Raw genomic sequence first — 15,833 nt, forward strand, 5'->3', positions numbered from 1 at the left:
AGTGGTCGTTTTTAGACGTAATTTTACTTCCTTTTTTTGGCATTTCCACCGTTGTATCGTTCATTTCTTCTTTTTTTGTTGTTATATTTACTACATTACTAAGGTAAAACGAACAAAAAACGACCACCCAAGGAGTCAGACAATGACAATCCGTATCGCAATTAACGGTTTTGGCCGCATCGGTCGCAATGTTCTCAGAGCATTGTATGAAAATAACTACCGGAGCCAGCTACAGGTTGTTGCCATTAACGACCTTGGCGACGCCGAAACCAACGCCCATCTGCTCAAGTATGACAGTGTTCATGGTCGATTTGAGGCCGATGTCAGCCACGACTCAGAATCGCTGACAGTGAACGGCGACCGCATTGCCATCACAGCACTGCGCAACCCCGAAGAACTGCCCTGGAAAGATCACCGTGTCGATGTTGTTTTCGAGTGCACCGGGCTTTTCACCAAACGGGACAAGGCGGCAGCTCACCTGAAAGCCGGCGCGCGCAAGGTCATCATCTCTGCACCCAGCCCCGATGCGGATGCCATGATTGTCTACGGCGTGAATCACGAAACCCTGACCACCAATCACGACATTATCTCCAACGCGTCTTGCACTACCAACTGCCTGGCACCGGTTGTTGAAGCTTTGCACAAGGCCATCGGCATCGAGAGTGGCCTGATGACCACCATCCACTCCTACACCAACGACCAGAAACTGAGCGACGTGTACCACTCTGATTTTTACCGCGCTCGCTCTGCCACTCAATCGATGATTCCAACGAAGACCGGCGCGGCTGCCGCCATTGGCAAGGTTATTCCGGAACTTGAGGGAAAGCTTGATGGCCTCGCAGTTCGCGTCCCCACCATCAACGTATCATTGGTGGACTTTGGCTTTATCGCCAGCCGCGAAACGACCGTTGACGAAGTAAACGAGGCGATAAAAACAGCGGCCGAGAAAAACCCGGTTCTTGGTTATAATACCGAGAAACTGGTCAGCATCGACTTCAATCACAACGCACTTTCCAGCATCTATGATGCCAACCACACCCGCGTCCTGGGTCGTCACGTAAAAGTCATGGCCTGGTACGATAATGAATGGGGCTTCTCGAATCGTATGCTGGATAATGCCCTCGCCCTCTTCGAGGCCGGCCAGTAAATCTGGCCGTTTCAGCTGATTCCGCTACTCTTTTCGAGACCATTTTGAAGAACCAAAGGACACCAACCATGCTCAGGCGTACCAAGATTGTCGCCACTCTCGGCCCGGCCACCGATTCACCGGAATCCCTCGCGGCCATTATCGCCGCCGGTGTGGATGTCACCCGACTCAACTTTTCCCACGGCAGCGCCGAAGAGCACATCGGCCGCGCTCGCCGGGTTCGCGAAGCAGCAGCGGCCCAAGGCCGGTTTGTCGCTTTGCTGGCCGATTTGCAGGGCCCCAAGTTGCGCATCGCACGGTTCTCGGAGAACAAGGTCACCCTCAAGGCAGGCCAGACGTTTATCCTGGACGCTGCCATGGACAAGGAGGCGGGTACCGAGGAAAAGGTCGGCATCGACTACGAGCAACTGATCGAAGATGTGGAACCGGGAGACATTCTGGTTCTGGACGATGGCCGCATTGAGATGGAAGTGCAGTCGGTCAGCGACCACAGCATCACTTCCACCGTGCTTATCGGAGGCCCGCTCTCGAATAACAAGGGCCTGAACAAGCGCGGCGGCGGCCTGTCCGCTGAGGCACTGACGGAAAAGGACAAGCAGGACATCGTCACAGCCGCCAAACTGGGCGCGGATTACGTGGCGGTTTCGTTTGTGCGTACTGCCGAGGATATGCACATCGCCCGGCGCCTGCTGAAAGAGGCAGGCTCCGACGCGGGCCTGGTCGCGAAAATCGAACGGGCAGAGCTTGCCGACGATGTCGAAGCCCTGGACGCGGTAATCGAAGCATCCGATGCCGTGATGGTTGCCCGTGGCGATCTGGCCGTTGAAATCGGCGACGCCCAGTTGGTGGGCGTACAGAAGCACATCATCTCCCGCGCCCGCGTTCTCAACCGCGCGGTGATCACGGCCACGCAGATGATGGAGTCGATGATCACCAGCCCCATGCCAACGCGAGCCGAAGTCTCAGACGTTGCCAACGCGGTGATGGACTATACCGATGCAGTGATGCTGTCTGCGGAAACGGCCGTGGGTGATTATCCCAAGGAAGCAGTCGAAGCCATGGTGCGCATTTGCCTGGGCGCAGAGAAGCATCCGTCGATGCATCAGTCCAAACACCGGATTCACGAGAGCATGGAGGAAGTTGATGAAGCTATCGCTCTTTCCGCCATGTACGCAGCGAACCACCTTGAGGGTGTCTCGGCCATTATCTGCATGACCGAGACGGGTGCCACGCCGAGGTTGATGTCTCGCATCAAGTCGAGCCTGCCAATCTTTGCGTTTTCGCGCCATCACTCCACCCAGCATCGGGTCGTTATGTTCCGTGGCGTTCAGACGGTGCCTTTCGATTCAGCCAAGATTCCGAACGAGCGGACCAATGCGCTGGCGGTGTCGGAGCTGGTGAATCGCGGAGCAGTCAAGGACGGTGATCTGGTGGTGATTACCAAGGGTGATTATGTGAATGCCCAGGGTGGTACCAATACCATGAAGATTGTTCGGGTTGGTTCTGATATTCGCTGACTGTAAGCCTTCTTTCCAGCCCTTAGTCGATTGGTGCGTGGCCTTGTAGCCTGCGGCAATGTGCGAATCGGCAGTGGGGCTCCCCTTTCCAAAAAACGCTACGAGCACATCCATGTGCGCTTGGCTGTGGCCATCCTTGGCCACAGACATTTTTGGAAAGGGGAACCCCACTCCCTCGTTCAGAATGTTGCAGTTTTCTCGGCGTGACAGTTTCTCGAGTATTGAGACCTACAAGGTTGCGACGAATACTCGCGTTATCGGAAGTTTTGCTAAGCGCTTCTGGGCGGGGCTGACGGGAATGTCGCTGGCCATGGATGGCCAGCGCCAAGCGCACATGGATGTGCTCGTAGCGTTTCCCGTCAGTCCCGCCCAGAAGCGCGCAAACGCCGAAACCTTCAGGCTACAAGAACGAGAACAAGACCAAAGTCAGAGGTCCGCCAGACTCCCCCGCGCAATCTCGGTAATCTGCGCCCAGTCTTTGGCCGCCACCACATCTGCAGGGGTCAACCAGGTGCCACCAACGGCCTGGACGTTGCCGAGGGCCAGGTAGTCGGCTGCGGTGTTGCGGCGTATGCCGCCGGTTGGACAGAAGGTGACGTCCGGGAATGGCCCGCTGAAGGCTTTGAGGGCCGGGATGCCGCCGGCGACTTCGGCGGGGAAGAATTTGAATTCGCGGTAGCCGAGGTTATAGCCAATCATCATTTCCGAGATGGTGGCAATGCCCGGCAACAGCGGGGCTTCGGAGGTCAGGCCGAATTCCAGAATGGCTTCGGTTACGCCCGGGGTGATTACGAACTGGGCGCCAGCGGCCTCTACCTGTCGGTACTGGGCAATGCTGGTAACGGTGCCCGCCCCGACCCACGCATCCGGGATGGCTTTGCGGACTTCTTCGATGGCTTTTAGGCCGTGTTCAGTGCGCAGGGTAATTTCGAGGACGTTGATGCCGCCATCAACGAGAGCCTGGCAAAGGGGCACGGCGTCGTCGAGGTCCTGAATGGCGATGACCGGCACCAGGGGTGAGGATTGCAGTACTGCCCTGACGCGCTCGCGATGGTAATCGGAAAGTTGGCTCACGGTTTTCTCCATAACAAATGTCGGGCGTTTCAGGGACTCCAGAACACCTGGAGGCCTGGTTTCAGGAAAGCTCTGATTGGCATCTCGAGCACCTTGTCCGGTTCAGACATAGCACGGTCCAGTGTCTGCAGTTTGTCCTCGCCCTTCAGATGCAACGCGGTAAATCGGGCATCCCTCAGGGGTGGCCAGGTCAAGGTGATGCGTTTCTGCGGCTGCGACGCGGGCGTGGCGGGCGCAACGATTTCCTGGCATTCAGGATTCATCGCACTTTCCAATTCGGGTGCGTCGGGAAACAGTGAGGCGGTATGGCCGTCGTTGCCCATACCAAGAATCAGCACGTCGATGGGCAGGGCCAGGTTCACGAGCTCGGCCTTCACTCGCTCAAGACCCTCTGAGGGTGTCGCACCAGGCTGTTTGAGCGACAGGAACCGGGCCGAGGCCGCCTTATTCTGCAGCAGGTTCTCCCGAACCAGGCGGGTATTGCTGGCGTCATCGTTTTCTTCCACCCAACGCTCATCCGCCAGCAGAACGTCTACCCTGCCCCAATCCAGATCCTTGCCGGACAGCGCCCTGAAAAATGGCAGCGGCGTGGAACCGCCGGATACCACCAGGCTCGCCCTGGGCACCTCTCTCAGGCGGGCCGCCAGAAATCCCGCCACGGCATCAGCAAGATCCAGGGCCACGCCATCAGCGGTTTCACCTGAGCGATCACTGACACCCCCGGGCAAACGCAGATCAGACATCTTCATACCAGCTCCTGCCATCCCGGGTAATCATGGCGATGGAAGCAACGGGGCCCCAGGTTCCCGCCGCGTAACGTTTTGGCGGCTCGCCGCCATCCTTCCAGTTCCGAATAACCTGATCGACCCAGCGCCAGGCATACTCCACCTCGTCACGGCGCACGAACAGGTACTGGTTACCCTTCATTACCTCCCAAAGCAAACGCTCGTAGGCATCGGGAATCCGATCGGTAACAAAGGTCTCAGAAAAGGTGAGCTCCAGAGGGCCTTGACGAAGTCGCATGCCCTTATCCAGGCCCTGGTCCTTGGTGAGGATCTTCAGGGCCATGCCTTCGTCAGGCTGAAGACGGATAATCAGCTTGTTGTTGGCGAGGTGCTTCTGGTCCGGATCAAAAATGTAATGCGGCGCAGGCTTGAAGTGGATGATGATCTGGGACAGCTTTTCGGGTAGGCGTTTACCAGTGCGAATGTAAAACGGGACACCCGACCAGCGCCAGTTGTCGATCTCTGCTTTCAGGGCAACGAAAGTTTCAGTAGCGCTGCCCTTGTTTGCCCCCTCCTCCTCCAGATAGCCGGGCACCGGCCTGCCGTTACTGGTGCCGGCGGTGTACTGGCCACGCACCACGTAACTGTCCATCATATCGGGCGTAATGCGCTTCAAGGCCTTGAGAACCTTGACTTTCTCATCCCGGATGCTGTCGGCAGACAGGTCCGAGGGCGGGTCCATGGCGATCAGACACAGCAGCTGAAGTAGGTGATTCTGGATCATATCGCGAATCTGGCCAGCTTTGTCGAAATAGCCCCACCGCCCCTCGATGCCAACGCTCTCGGCCACCGTGATCTCCACGTGGGAAATGTGGTTCTGGTCCCACTGGGAGGCAAACAGGTTATTGGCAAAACGCAGAGCGATCAGGTTCTGGACCGTTTCCTTACCCAGGTAATGATCAATCCGGAACAGCTGGTTCTCGTTGTAGACCTCGCCAAGCTCATCGTTGATCACCTTCGACGACTCCAGGTCGTGACCGATCGGCTTCTCGACCACCACCCGCGTCTTCTCGGTGCAGCAACTGGCGGCCCGCAGGTTTCGGGCTATGACGCCATACATGGACGGCGGGGTGGCCATATAAACAATAAGCTCATTATTGGCGTCATCACGCCACTCGTTGAGCACAGCAAATGCATCGGGTTCGTTAAAATCCAGAATCTGGTAATCGACCCGCTTCAGAAAGGATTCGGCCAGTCCAGCATCGAACTCTTCCGGCTTTACGTACTGCTTCAGCTTGTCAAACAACTGCTGGCGCACGGTCTCGGTATCGGCATCTGAGCGGGCAATGGCCAGGACCCGGCTCCCCTCCGCCAAGAGGTTGGCGCGCTCAAGCTGGTACAGCGCCGGAAACAGTTTTCGCTGGGCAAGGTCACCCAAGGCTCCGAAGAGCATCAGGTCACAACGGGTATTGATCTTGTTGACCATTGGTTCCTTCTCTCTGGTGAGCAGTCCGTCGCAAAAACTCGACGACAGAACTCAATGTAGTAATTTTAACCAAATAATGACATCCAAAAATCGTTTTTCCAAGAAAAAACTGCGTTTCGTGATACTTTTACTACCCCAAAACCGGTAAAAAAGCGGTATAATCACCGCGTTTTCAAGACAACGACCGCCCATGATTCAGGGAGTACCATTGATGGCCGCGAACCAGGCGCACCGTGACGACAATCTGCTTGAGGACATCCAGTCCAGGCTGGAGACCCTTAACAAATCCGAGCGGAAAGTGGCCGAGGCCATTCTCCGTGACCCAAGCGCGGCCACCCGTTACAGCATAGCTGCCCTGGCGAGAGCCGCCGACGTCAGCGAACCCACCGTTAACCGTTTCTGCCGGGGTTTCTCGGCAACAGGTTTCCCGGATTTCAAGATTCGCCTCGCCCAGAGTATCGCTACCGGCACCCCCTATATCGGCCAGAACGTGGAGCCCGACGACACCGTTGCCGAATTCGCAGACAAGATCATGCTCAGTACCATTGCCAGCCTGGACAAGGCTCGGCAAGCGCTCGACCCGAAAGCCCTGGCAACGGCCATTGATTACCTGATCCAGGCCAAACAGATCAATTTCTTTGGCATGGGCGGATCTGCTGCTGTGGCTATGGATGCCCAGCACAAGTTTTTCCGCTTCAATATCCCGGTCATGTCCTACGACGACGCCCTGATGCAGCGCATGGTGGCGGCCGGAGCAAACGTGGGCGATGTTATCGTGCTCATTTCCTACACGGGCCGCACCCGGGAAACCGTGGATATCGCACAACTTGCGCGGGCCAACGGTGCTACGGTGATCGGTATCACCAACCCCGATTCCCCCCTGGCGGAAAGCTGCACGGTGGTGCTGGGCGTCACCGCGCCGGAGGACACTGAGGTCTATATGCCAATGTCCTCTCGGATCATTCATCTGAGCGTTATCGACATTCTTGCAACCGGCGTAACCCTCAAACGCGGCGCGGATTTCCTCGGGCACCTCAAGAAGATCAAGGAAAGCCTCAAGCCCACCCGCTTCCCACCGACCTGAGCCTCAGTGCCACAATAGAAGAGGTCAGCAGATACAAGAAAGCCCGGGCATTCGCACCGGGCTTTTCGTTGATCGCGGGGCGCCATTCGGCGCCTTTTTCATGAGGCGGATATCAGGGTCTCTCGACCTCCGCCCGGTTTCGAAGGAACTGCTGGTACGCAGCGTATTCCCTCTGGCCTTCGAGAGATGCCAGGAATTCCCGAAGCTGGTTCAGTTCGGTGCCATCTTCCGAGACCTGCCCGTCCGTGACCTCGTCCAGCGCGATCACCGCGGCAGAATTGGCCATCACAGCCTTGCCAAACCGGGCGCCATCCGCCGGGCGCGGCAAAGAAAACACCTGCTGGAGAATGGCGGGACCTGCCTCGGACGCGTTCCGTGCCAGCCCTTCATAGCTGGACCACTCACCAATACCCTCGGGGCTCTCACCTGACTCAAGGTCAGCGATAATCGCGTCAGCCCTTTCAGAAAGAGCTTCCCGCGTCTTGCGCTGCTCCAGCGTCGTCCGGATCTGATCGCGAACCTGATCCAGGGGCAGCTGCTCGGCTTCATGATACTTATTCACCCGGGCAACGACAGACACGTTGTCACCCACATCGATCAACTCGGTGTTGTAACCCGCGTCGAGGACATCTTCGGAAAACAACTGTCGTACCAGACCGGCGTGGTCAAACGGCGCCTGACCACCGTCACGGGTAACGCCGTTGGCCTCCCGCACCTCAAGCCCGAGCTCTTCGGCAGGGCCGGCCAGATCATCGGCGGCATACGCGGAGTCGGCAAGCTCTGCCCGGACTTCAGCAAACTGCTCACGAGCCTTTTCACGGGCCAGCTCACGACGGAGCTGGTCTTCCATTTCATCCAGAGACGGCACCTCGGACTCCCTGACATCCTCGAGGCGAATAAGATGAACCCCGAACGATGTCCGAACCGGCTCGGAAACTTCGCCTTCCTCAAGGGCAAACAGGGCTTCCTCGAAGGGCTCGGCGTAAATGCCACGACCGGCATAGCCCAGGTCGCCGCCGTCTTCGGCCGAAACGGTATCAATGGAATACTCCCGCGCCAGGTCAGCAAATGACTCCCCGGCCGCCAGGCGCTCCTGGATCGTTGCCATGGTTTCGTCTGCGTCACTGCCCTCTTCGATCAGGATGTGGGACGCCCGACGCTCCTCACTGGCCAGATCGGCAGCCTGCTGCTCGTAATAGGCCTGAAGCTCCGCATCGTCAACTTCAATGCTCTCAGCAAGGGCACCCAGCGAAAGCGTGATGTAGGCAGCGTCTACACGCTCCGGCTGCTGAAACGCACCCGAGTTTTCTTCATAAAAGGCTTCAACGTCAGCATCAGAAACCGATACCGCGTCCGCCACTGAGCTGGCAGGAATATCCAGTACCCGGAAACTGCGTGTCTGGTTCTGAATCTGGAGCAGCTGCTCGGCATTCTCATCCGCCACCAGGCCACTCTGAACGATACCCGCACGGATCTGGTTCACCACATATTGCTTGCGCATGGCTTCCCGAAACTCGCCCACGCCCATGCCCATATTACGGACTGTGGCCACAAAGCGGTCGCGATTGAACTGGCCATCCACCTGGAACTGCGGCATCTGGGTAATCAACGCATCGATATCAGCATCATTGAGCTCCAGTCCCTGAGCGTTGGCATCCTGGATCAGGACCTGCTCCTGGATCAGGGAATCCAGAACGTCTGTGCGAATCTGGTCTTCGTCAAGCATCGAGGGATCCGGGTTTTCCATTCTGGATAGCCGGCGCTGGCTCTCCATCTGGACCACGCGGAGAAACTCCCGCTCGGTAATATCCTCGCCGTTGACGGTTGCCACCTCAGGCTCGCCGGAGAAGCCGCCGACAATGGCGTCCATCCCCCAGATGGATAGCGACACAATAAGAAGACCAATGATGACCTTGGCGATCGTGCCCTGGGCATTGTTCCGAATATCTTGAAGCATGTTTCTCCCGGATCCCTGTTCAAGGTAGTGCAGTTTTATTCGTTTCAGCGCGCGGCGAAGGGCGGACCTAACGTAAAAAGGCGCACCCGGTGTGGAATGCGCCTTGAATTCTTCTTGGGTGGCTTCCTGCGACAGAAGCCACCGGAGAAAGAACCGTTACTTAACGGCGTCTTTCAGGGCCTTGCCTGCTTTGAACCCAGGCACTTTGGAGGCCGGAATCTTGATCTCGGCACCAGTCTGCGGGTTACGACCGGTACGAGCAGCACGCTCTTTTACGGAGAAGGTACCAAAACCGATCAGAGTTACCTGATCGCCTTTTTTCAGGGCACCGGTGATTGAGTTGGTCATTGCGTCCAGAGCACGGCCAGCGGCGGCTTTGGAGATATCTGCGGACTCTGCAATTGCATCGATAAGTTCGGACTTGTTCACACTAAACCCCTTCGATTTCAGGTTGAAGATGTTATAGGTTGGTTTGTTTTTTCTCGGACGTTCTCGACTATCGCATAAGCGGTCGGAGAATTCCATTCTTCACTTTTCTTATTCCTTTCGGCTTTATACCGGCATTCGGAATAGGGACTGACTGCGCGGGAGCCCTTGGTATTGGCTGCTTCACGGCGAAACAGTTATACCAATGGGCTCTCAGGCATGTCAACAACTCATCAAGGCTTTAATGTGTATTTATGCGCTCTGACGCGTCGCCTTCTTCGTCACGCGGCTTGCCAGAACCCGTTTCCGGAGATGAATCTTCAGCCCTGGGCTCGGGTGGATAGGCCAGTGCAATATCCAGCACTTCGTCGATCCACTTCACAGGACGAATCTCCAGCGACTCCTTGATGTTTTCAGGTATCTCCTTGAGATCCCTGACATTCTCATCCGGAATGATCACCGTCTTGATGCCACCCCGATGCGCTGCCAGAAGCTTTTCTTTCAACCCACCGATGGCAAGAACACGTCCACGCAGAGTGATTTCACCGGTCATTGCAACGTCGGCGCGAACCGGAATCTTGGTCAGAGAAGAAACCAGCGCTGTGCACATACCGATACCGGCACTGGGACCATCTTTCGGTGTCGCACCCTCCGGTACATGCACGTGCAGATCGTGCTTCTCGTGGAAATCATCGGCAATTCCAAGACCGGGTGCCCGGCTACGTACCACCGTCAATGCCGTCTGGATGGACTCCTGCATGACATCACCCAGGGAACCCGTCTTCACGACCCGGCCCTTGCCAGGTGTGAGCGCGCATTCAATGTGCAGCAGCTCGCCGCCCACCTGGGTCCACGCCAGACCGGTGACCTGACCGATCTCGTTCTTTTCCTCGGCCAGGCCGTACTTGAACTTCTTGACCCCCGAGTAATCTTCAAGCATGTCCTGACTCAGGATCACAGACGCCTTCTCACCACTCTCCACGTGGTCGCGCACCACCTTGCGGCAGATCTTCGCGATCTCGCGCTCCAGGCCACGCACACCGGCTTCACGGGTGTAGTAGCGGATCAGGTCCCGGAGAGTATCTTCCGGCAGCTTCAGCTCGTCCTTGCGCAGCCCATTGGCTTTGATCTGCTTGGGCAACAGATACCGCAGGGCAATGTTGACCTTCTCGTCCTCGGTATAGCCGGGAATCCGGATGATTTCCATCCGGTCCAGCAGGGCGGGAGGAATGTCCATGGAGTTGGAGGTACACACGAACATCACATCGGAGAGATCGTAATCCACTTCCAGATAGTGATCGTTGAACGTGTGATTCTGTTCCGGGTCGAGGACCTCCAGCAACGCCGAGGCCGGATCACCACGATGATCCATGCCCATCTTGTCAATTTCATCGAACAGGAACAGCGGATTCTTCACGCCCACCTTGGACAGCTTCTGAAGAAGCTTGCCGGGCAACGCACCAATGTAGGTCTTCCGGTGGCCGCGGATTTCAGCTTCATCACGCACGCCGCCCAGGGCCATCCGGGTGTACTTCCGGTTGGTCGCACGGGCAATGGACTGACCGAGCGAAGTCTTGCCCACACCGGGAGGACCAACCAGGCAGAGCACAGGACCCTTGACCTTCTTCACACGGCTCTGAACCGCAAGGTATTCGAGAATACGCTTTTTGACTTCATCGAGGCCATAGTGGTCCCGATCGAGAATTTCACGGGCTTTTTCGATGTCGTGACGGACACGGCTGCGCTTCTTCCAGGGAATCGCCAGCATCCAGTCAATATAACCACGGACGACGGTCGCTTCCGCAGACATCGGAGACATCATCTTGAGCTTGTTCAGCTCCGTTTCAGTCTTTTTGCGGGCCTCTTCCGGCAATCCGGCTTCTTCCAGCTTCTGCTCAAGCTCTTCGAAGTCGTTGTTGCCTTCGCCCAGGTTACCCATCTCTTTCTGGATAGCCTTCATCTGTTCGTTCAGGTAGTACTCGCGCTGGCTGCGCTCCATCTGCTTTTTCACGCGGCCACGGATGCGCTTCTCAACCTCGATCAGGTCGATTTCGCCATCCAGCTTACCGAGCAGCAAGTCCACCCGCTTGCGGATATCCAGCGCTTCCAGCAGTTCCTGCTTTTCCGGAATACGCATTTCCAGGTGAGCAGCCATGGTGTCGGCCAGGCGTTCAAGCTCCTCAATACCGGTGAGAGCATTGGAGACCTCGGAAGGGACCTTTTTGGAGAGTTTCACGTACTTCTCGAACTCGTCCATCAGGGTCTTTATCAGGACCTCCTGCTCGCGCTCGGGCAGCCCTTCTTCATCCATCAGGACAGCGCCACCGGACAGGTACTCACCCTCGGAGATATCGCTGATGGTGGCTCGGGCGTTGCCCTCTACCAACACCTTGACGGTGCCATCGGGCAGGCGAAGCATCTGCAGAACCGTTGCCAGCGTGCCCATCTCGAACACATCCTTCGGACCCGGCTCATCAGTAGAGGCGTCTTTCTGGGCTACCAGGAGGATTTCCTTGCTTCCTTCCATCGCGGCTTCGAGAGCCTGAATGGATTTTTCTCGGCCCACAAACAGTGGGACCACCATGTGCGGAAACACCACTACGTCACGCAGCGGAAGCAGCGGGTACTCTTGCACGGCATCTTCGGGTATACGGGTCATTGGGAATCCTCTGACGGTATTTCTTTCAGCATATCACCCTTCATTGGGGCGCCCGCAAAAATTGCAATCTTTTTACTAAACGAAACAGGGCAGGAATATCGCGATACAAAAACGCGAAAAGGGGCGTTGCCGCCCCTCTTCATTTCAACCGCTAACCTAGACTCAATCCTCGGGCACAGCCTTGGCGTGATCACTGCTGGCGTAAATCTTGAAGGGCTCGGAGTCCCCGCTGATCACGCTCTCATCGATCACCACTTTGGTCACGTCATGCTCAGAGGGAATCTGGTACATGGTGTCCAGAAGCGTCGCTTCCATAATGGAACGCAGACCACGGGCGCCTGTCTTTCTCTCCATGGCCTTGCGGGCAACAGCCCGAAGCGCATCTTCACGAAAATCAAGCTCGACCCCTTCCATATCAAACAGCTTCTGGTACTGCTTGGTCAGGGAGTTCTTGGGCTCGGTCAGAATCTGCACCAGCGCTTCTTCATCAAGTTCGTTTAGGGTTGCCACTACCGGCAAACGACCCACAAACTCCGGAATCAGGCCGTACTTCACGAGGTCCTCGGTCTCCACATCCTTGATAACGTCGCCGGTGTTCTTGGCATCGTCCTGACTGGCAACCGAAGCAGAGAAACCGATGCTGTTCTTCTCGGTACGCTCGCGAATTACCTTGTCCAATCCGGCAAAGGCGCCACCGCAGATAAACAGCATATTGCCGGTATCAACCTGCAGGAATTCCTGCTGCGGATGCTTGCGACCTCCCTGCGGCGGGACCGATGCAACGGTACCCTCGATCAGCTTCAACAGTGCCTGCTGAACACCCTCACCGGAAACATCCCGGGTAATGGAAGGGTTGTCAGACTTGCGGGAAATCTTGTCGATCTCGTCAATGTAGACTATGCCCCGCTGAGCCTTGTCGACATCGTAATCGCATTTCTGCAGCAGCTTCTGGATGATGTTCTCGACATCCTCACCAACGTAGCCGGCTTCAGTCAGCGTGGTGGCGTCGGCGATCGTGAAGGGCACGTTCAGCATCCGCGCCAGAGTCTCGGCCAGCAGAGTTTTACCACTACCGGTTGGGCCAATCAGCAGAATGTTACTCTTGCCTAGCTCGACATCACCCTTGCCTTCGCCATAACGCAAACGCTTGTAGTGGTTGTAGACCGCCACCGACAAGACGACCTTGGCCCGATCCTGACCAATCACGTATTCATCAAGGGTATTGCGGATCTCGGCCGGTGTAGGAAGGCGATCGCTCGGCTCTTCCTGTGCATTCTCCTGGATTTCCTCCCGGATAATGTCATTGCACAGGTCGACACACTCGTCGCAGATGAACACCGAGGGCCCTGCAATGAGCTTTCGGACTTCATGCTGGCTCTTTCCACAAAACGAGCAGTAGAGCAACTTGCCGTTATCGTCGCCCCTGCCGTTTCTTTCATCTGCCATTGAAATACCTCTGATCTCGTTTTGCCGGCGCCACTGCCTGATACGCCGGCCAAGTATGATGCGATTACTTCCAGTATTATTTATTCGGTACGCGCTTATCAAGTATTGAATCGATCAGCCCATACTCTTTCGCCTGAGCCGGATCCATGAAGTTGTCACGGTCCGTATCCTTGGCGATAGTCTCCAGATCCTGACCGGTGTGATGGGCCAGGATCGAATTCAGGGTATGACGAATCTTCAGGATTTCACGGGTGTGAATCTCGATATCCGTTGCCTGACCCTGATAGCCACCCAGCGGCTGGTGGATCATCACTCGGGAGTTCGGCAGACACGCCCGCTTCCCGGCAGCACCGCCCGCCAAAAGGAAGGCACCCATGCTGGCCGCCTGGCCAACACAAAGTGTGGCTACATCCGGCTTGATAAACTGCATGGTGTCGTAGATAGACATACCTGCAGTTACCGAGCCGCCGGGGCTGTTGATATAGAGGTGAATATCCTTGTCCGGGTTTTCAGACTCGAGGAACAGGAGCTGGGCCACAATCAGATTCGCCATGTGGTCCTCAACCGGACCCACCATGAAGATCACCCGCTCCTTGAGCAGACGGGAATAAATGTCGAACGACCGCTCGCCGCGAGCTGTCTGCTCGATAACAATCGGTACCAGTCCGGAATTGGTAACCATTGCGGGACCATCAATTGGTTTCTGCGTCATGATGCGCCTGAACTCCTTATGGACAATGGGTCGTGGACTCGCGCCACGGCAGTTTCAATAAAGTTGCACCCCATACTTTGCCAGCAGCGGCCCCAGATGAAAACAGCCGGGCATGCCGGCTGTTCTCAGGGGTCGGCCTTCGGGACCGGCTTTCTACTCCGATCCCGGGCAAAATCAGCGCTGGGGCTGACCGGCCTGAACGGCCTCTTCATATTTGACTTTCTTTTCTTTGACCTGAGCCTGCTCCAGCACGTGGTCAACAACTGCATCTTCCAGGACTGAAGACTCGATCTGAGACTTCTGCTCCGGGTTGCTGTTGAAGTGTGCAACCACTTCTTCTGGCTGTTCATACGTAGACGCGATCTCCTGGATCTTTTCGTCTACCTTGGCCGGGTCGGCTTTCAGGTCGTTTTTCTTGACCACTTCCTGGAACAGCAGGCCAGTCTTCACGCGGCGCTCAGCCTGCTCCTGGAAAATTTCCTTGGGCAGCTGCTGCGGATCAATCTGGCCGCCGAAACGCTGGACGGCGTCCTGACGGAGACGATCGATTTCCTGATCAACCAGGGCAGCCGGAATATCCAGCTCAGTGGTTTCCAGCAGACCGTCAACAACGTCGTTCTTGACCTTGTTGGAAACCGCCTGCTTGAGCTCGCGCTCCATGTTCTTTTTGACTTCTTCGCGGAAAGTCGCTTCGTCTTCGGCATCAATACCGAACTTCTTGAAGAATTCGGTGTCGAGTTCCGGCAACTGCGGCTCTTCAACCTTGTGAATCTTGATCTCGAACTTGGCCGGCTTACCCGCCAGATCTTCGTTGTGGTAATCCTCCGGGAAGGTAACCTCAATTTCCATGTCTTCACCGGCCTTACCACCAACGATGGCCTTCTCAAAGCCCGGAATCATCTGGCCGGAGCCCAGAGTCAGACGATGGCCCTCAGCGGCTCCGCCTTCGAATTCTTCACCGTCGATAAAACCTTTGAAGTCAATGGTCAGCACGTCCTTGTTTTTGGACTTGCGCTTGACTTCTTTCATGGTGGCCTGCTGACGACGCAGGTTGTCGATCATGTTGTCGACATCTTTGTCGGTGATCTCGGAAGTCAGCTTTTCGACTGAAATCTTGCTGAGATCGCCCAGCTCGATTTCCGGCAGCACTTCGAAGATGGCGACAAATTCCAGGTCTTTGCCCTCTTCCATGGTCTTTGGCTCGAACTTCGGCCAACCTGCCGGGTTGATATCCTGTTCCTGCAGTGCCTTGATGTAGTTGTCGCGCATAACCTCGCCAACGATTTCCTGGCGGACGCTGTCACCGAAACGACGCTTGACGACGCTCATGGGCACCTTACCCGGACGGAAACCGTTCAGGCGCACGGTACGCGCTGTTTCCTGCAGGCGTTTCTGGACCGCCTGGTCGATTTCCTGGGCGGGCACACCAATCGTCATTCGACGCTCGATGTTGGAGGTCGTTTCAACAGACACTTGCATGGAAGATCCTCAAATTACAGGTTCGGTATGTGAATGAAATTAAACCTAAAAGTCCGTTCCCGGGAAAATCCCGCAAAGGGACCGAAAATTAAAGGCCGACAGTTTATCATGGTTTGGCCCG

12 protein-coding genes are annotated in these 15,833 nt (G+C 56.4%); 3 read left to right on the top strand and 9 right to left on the bottom strand.

Annotation, left to right across the window (positions count from 1 at the left end; all coding sequences use genetic code 11):
* Window positions 1-142 precede the first annotated feature (142 nt).
* Entirely contained in the window at window positions 143-1,147 is a 1,005-nt protein-coding gene (gene gap, locus AC13E3_RS20415) for a type I glyceraldehyde-3-phosphate dehydrogenase (RefSeq protein ID WP_482902450.1), read from the top strand.
* Between the two features lie 68 nt (window positions 1,148-1,215).
* Window positions 1,216-2,664 carry a pyruvate kinase gene (gene pyk, locus AC13E3_RS20420; RefSeq protein ID WP_008174617.1) on the top strand — a complete coding sequence of 483 codons (1,449 nt, stop codon included), beginning with the start codon at window positions 1,216-1,218 and terminating at the stop codon, window positions 2,662-2,664.
* A 426-nt stretch (window positions 2,665-3,090) separates the two neighbouring features.
* Here the strand turns inward: pyk and AC13E3_RS20425 are convergent, their stop codons facing one another.
* From AC13E3_RS20425 to zwf, 3 genes are read right to left on the bottom strand one after another with little or no spacing between them, the layout of a single operon-like run.
* Window positions 3,091-3,750 carry a bifunctional 4-hydroxy-2-oxoglutarate aldolase/2-dehydro-3-deoxy-phosphogluconate aldolase gene (locus AC13E3_RS20425; RefSeq protein WP_008174613.1) on the bottom strand — a complete coding sequence of 220 codons (660 nt, stop codon included), beginning with the start codon at window positions 3,748-3,750 and terminating at the stop codon, window positions 3,091-3,093.
* 17 nt (window positions 3,751-3,767) lie between these two features.
* Window positions 3,768-4,481, bottom strand: coding sequence for a 6-phosphogluconolactonase (gene pgl / locus AC13E3_RS20430; protein ID WP_482902620.1), 714 nt, complete (start codon window positions 4,479-4,481; stop codon window positions 3,768-3,770).
* Window positions 4,474-5,949 carry a glucose-6-phosphate dehydrogenase gene (zwf, locus tag AC13E3_RS20435; RefSeq protein WP_008174609.1) on the bottom strand — a complete coding sequence of 492 codons (1,476 nt, stop codon included), beginning with the start codon at window positions 5,947-5,949 and terminating at the stop codon, window positions 4,474-4,476. Before zwf ends, pgl begins: the two co-directional genes overlap by 8 nt.
* Window positions 5,950-6,160: 211 nt before the next feature.
* On the opposite strand from zwf, the gene AC13E3_RS20440 reads away from it, so the two are divergent.
* A complete protein-coding gene (locus AC13E3_RS20440; RefSeq protein WP_008174607.1) occupies window positions 6,161-7,033 on the top strand; it encodes a MurR/RpiR family transcriptional regulator in 873 nt (290 codons plus the stop codon).
* Window positions 7,034-7,145: 112 nt separating this feature from the next.
* Here AC13E3_RS20440 and AC13E3_RS20445 read toward each other — a convergent pair whose 3' ends face one another.
* The 6 genes from AC13E3_RS20445 to tig all read right to left on the bottom strand — a co-directional run bounded on the left by AC13E3_RS20445 (window position 7,146) and on the right by tig (window position 15,712).
* Window positions 7,146-8,990: a SurA N-terminal domain-containing protein gene (locus AC13E3_RS20445; RefSeq protein ID WP_008174605.1), complete on the bottom strand. Its 1,845-nt coding sequence runs from the start codon at window positions 8,988-8,990 to the stop codon at window positions 7,146-7,148.
* 156 nt (window positions 8,991-9,146) lie between these two features.
* Window positions 9,147-9,419 (bottom strand): HU family DNA-binding protein, encoded by a 273-nt coding sequence (locus AC13E3_RS20450; protein ID WP_008174603.1) that lies wholly within the window; start codon window positions 9,417-9,419, stop codon window positions 9,147-9,149.
* Window positions 9,420-9,657: 238 nt separating this feature from the next.
* The gene (gene lon, locus AC13E3_RS20455; protein ID WP_482902451.1) at window positions 9,658-12,075 is read right to left on the bottom strand and encodes an endopeptidase La; all 2,418 of its coding nucleotides are present in this window, start codon (window positions 12,073-12,075) and stop codon (window positions 9,658-9,660) included.
* Between the two features lie 162 nt (window positions 12,076-12,237).
* A complete protein-coding gene (gene clpX / locus AC13E3_RS20460; RefSeq protein WP_008174598.1) occupies window positions 12,238-13,521 on the bottom strand; it encodes an ATP-dependent Clp protease ATP-binding subunit ClpX in 1,284 nt (427 codons plus the stop codon).
* Window positions 13,522-13,597: 76 nt separating this feature from the next.
* A complete protein-coding gene (gene clpP / locus AC13E3_RS20465) occupies window positions 13,598-14,233 on the bottom strand; it encodes an ATP-dependent Clp endopeptidase proteolytic subunit ClpP (protein ID WP_039882061.1) in 636 nt (211 codons plus the stop codon).
* A gap of 174 nt (window positions 14,234-14,407) precedes the next feature.
* Window positions 14,408-15,712, bottom strand: a complete 1,305-nt coding sequence (gene tig, locus AC13E3_RS20470; protein WP_008174593.1) for a trigger factor — start codon at window positions 15,710-15,712, stop codon at window positions 14,408-14,410.
* Window positions 15,713-15,833: the final 121 nt, after the last annotated feature.

This window comes from Marinobacter sp. L-80 (assembly GCF_056859395.1).

What these genes read in the sequence shown, in the direction of transcription:
- pyk (WP_008174617.1), top strand. Translation starts at nt 1,216, where the DNA reads ATGCTCAGGCGTACCAAGATTGTCGCCACTCTCGGCCCGGCCACCGAT.
- zwf (WP_008174609.1), bottom strand. Translation starts at nt 5,949, where the DNA reads ATGGTCAACAAGATCAATACCCGTTGTGACCTGATGCTCTTCGGAGCC.
- clpX (WP_008174598.1), bottom strand. Translation starts at nt 13,521, where the DNA reads ATGGCAGATGAAAGAAACGGCAGGGGCGACGATAACGGCAAGTTGCTC.
- lon (WP_482902451.1), bottom strand. Translation starts at nt 12,075, where the DNA reads ATGACCCGTATACCCGAAGATGCCGTGCAAGAGTACCCGCTGCTTCCG.
- pgl (WP_482902620.1), bottom strand. Translation starts at nt 4,481, where the DNA reads ATGTCTGATCTGCGTTTGCCCGGGGGTGTCAGTGATCGCTCAGGTGAA.
- AC13E3_RS20445 (WP_008174605.1), bottom strand. Translation starts at nt 8,990, where the DNA reads ATGCTTCAAGATATTCGGAACAATGCCCAGGGCACGATCGCCAAGGTC.
- gap (WP_482902450.1), top strand. Translation starts at nt 143, where the DNA reads ATGACAATCCGTATCGCAATTAACGGTTTTGGCCGCATCGGTCGCAAT.
- AC13E3_RS20440 (WP_008174607.1), top strand. Translation starts at nt 6,161, where the DNA reads ATGGCCGCGAACCAGGCGCACCGTGACGACAATCTGCTTGAGGACATC.
- tig (WP_008174593.1), bottom strand. Translation starts at nt 15,712, where the DNA reads ATGCAAGTGTCTGTTGAAACGACCTCCAACATCGAGCGTCGAATGACG.
- clpP (WP_039882061.1), bottom strand. Translation starts at nt 14,233, where the DNA reads ATGACGCAGAAACCAATTGATGGTCCCGCAATGGTTACCAATTCCGGA.
- AC13E3_RS20425 (WP_008174613.1), bottom strand. Translation starts at nt 3,750, where the DNA reads ATGGAGAAAACCGTGAGCCAACTTTCCGATTACCATCGCGAGCGCGTC.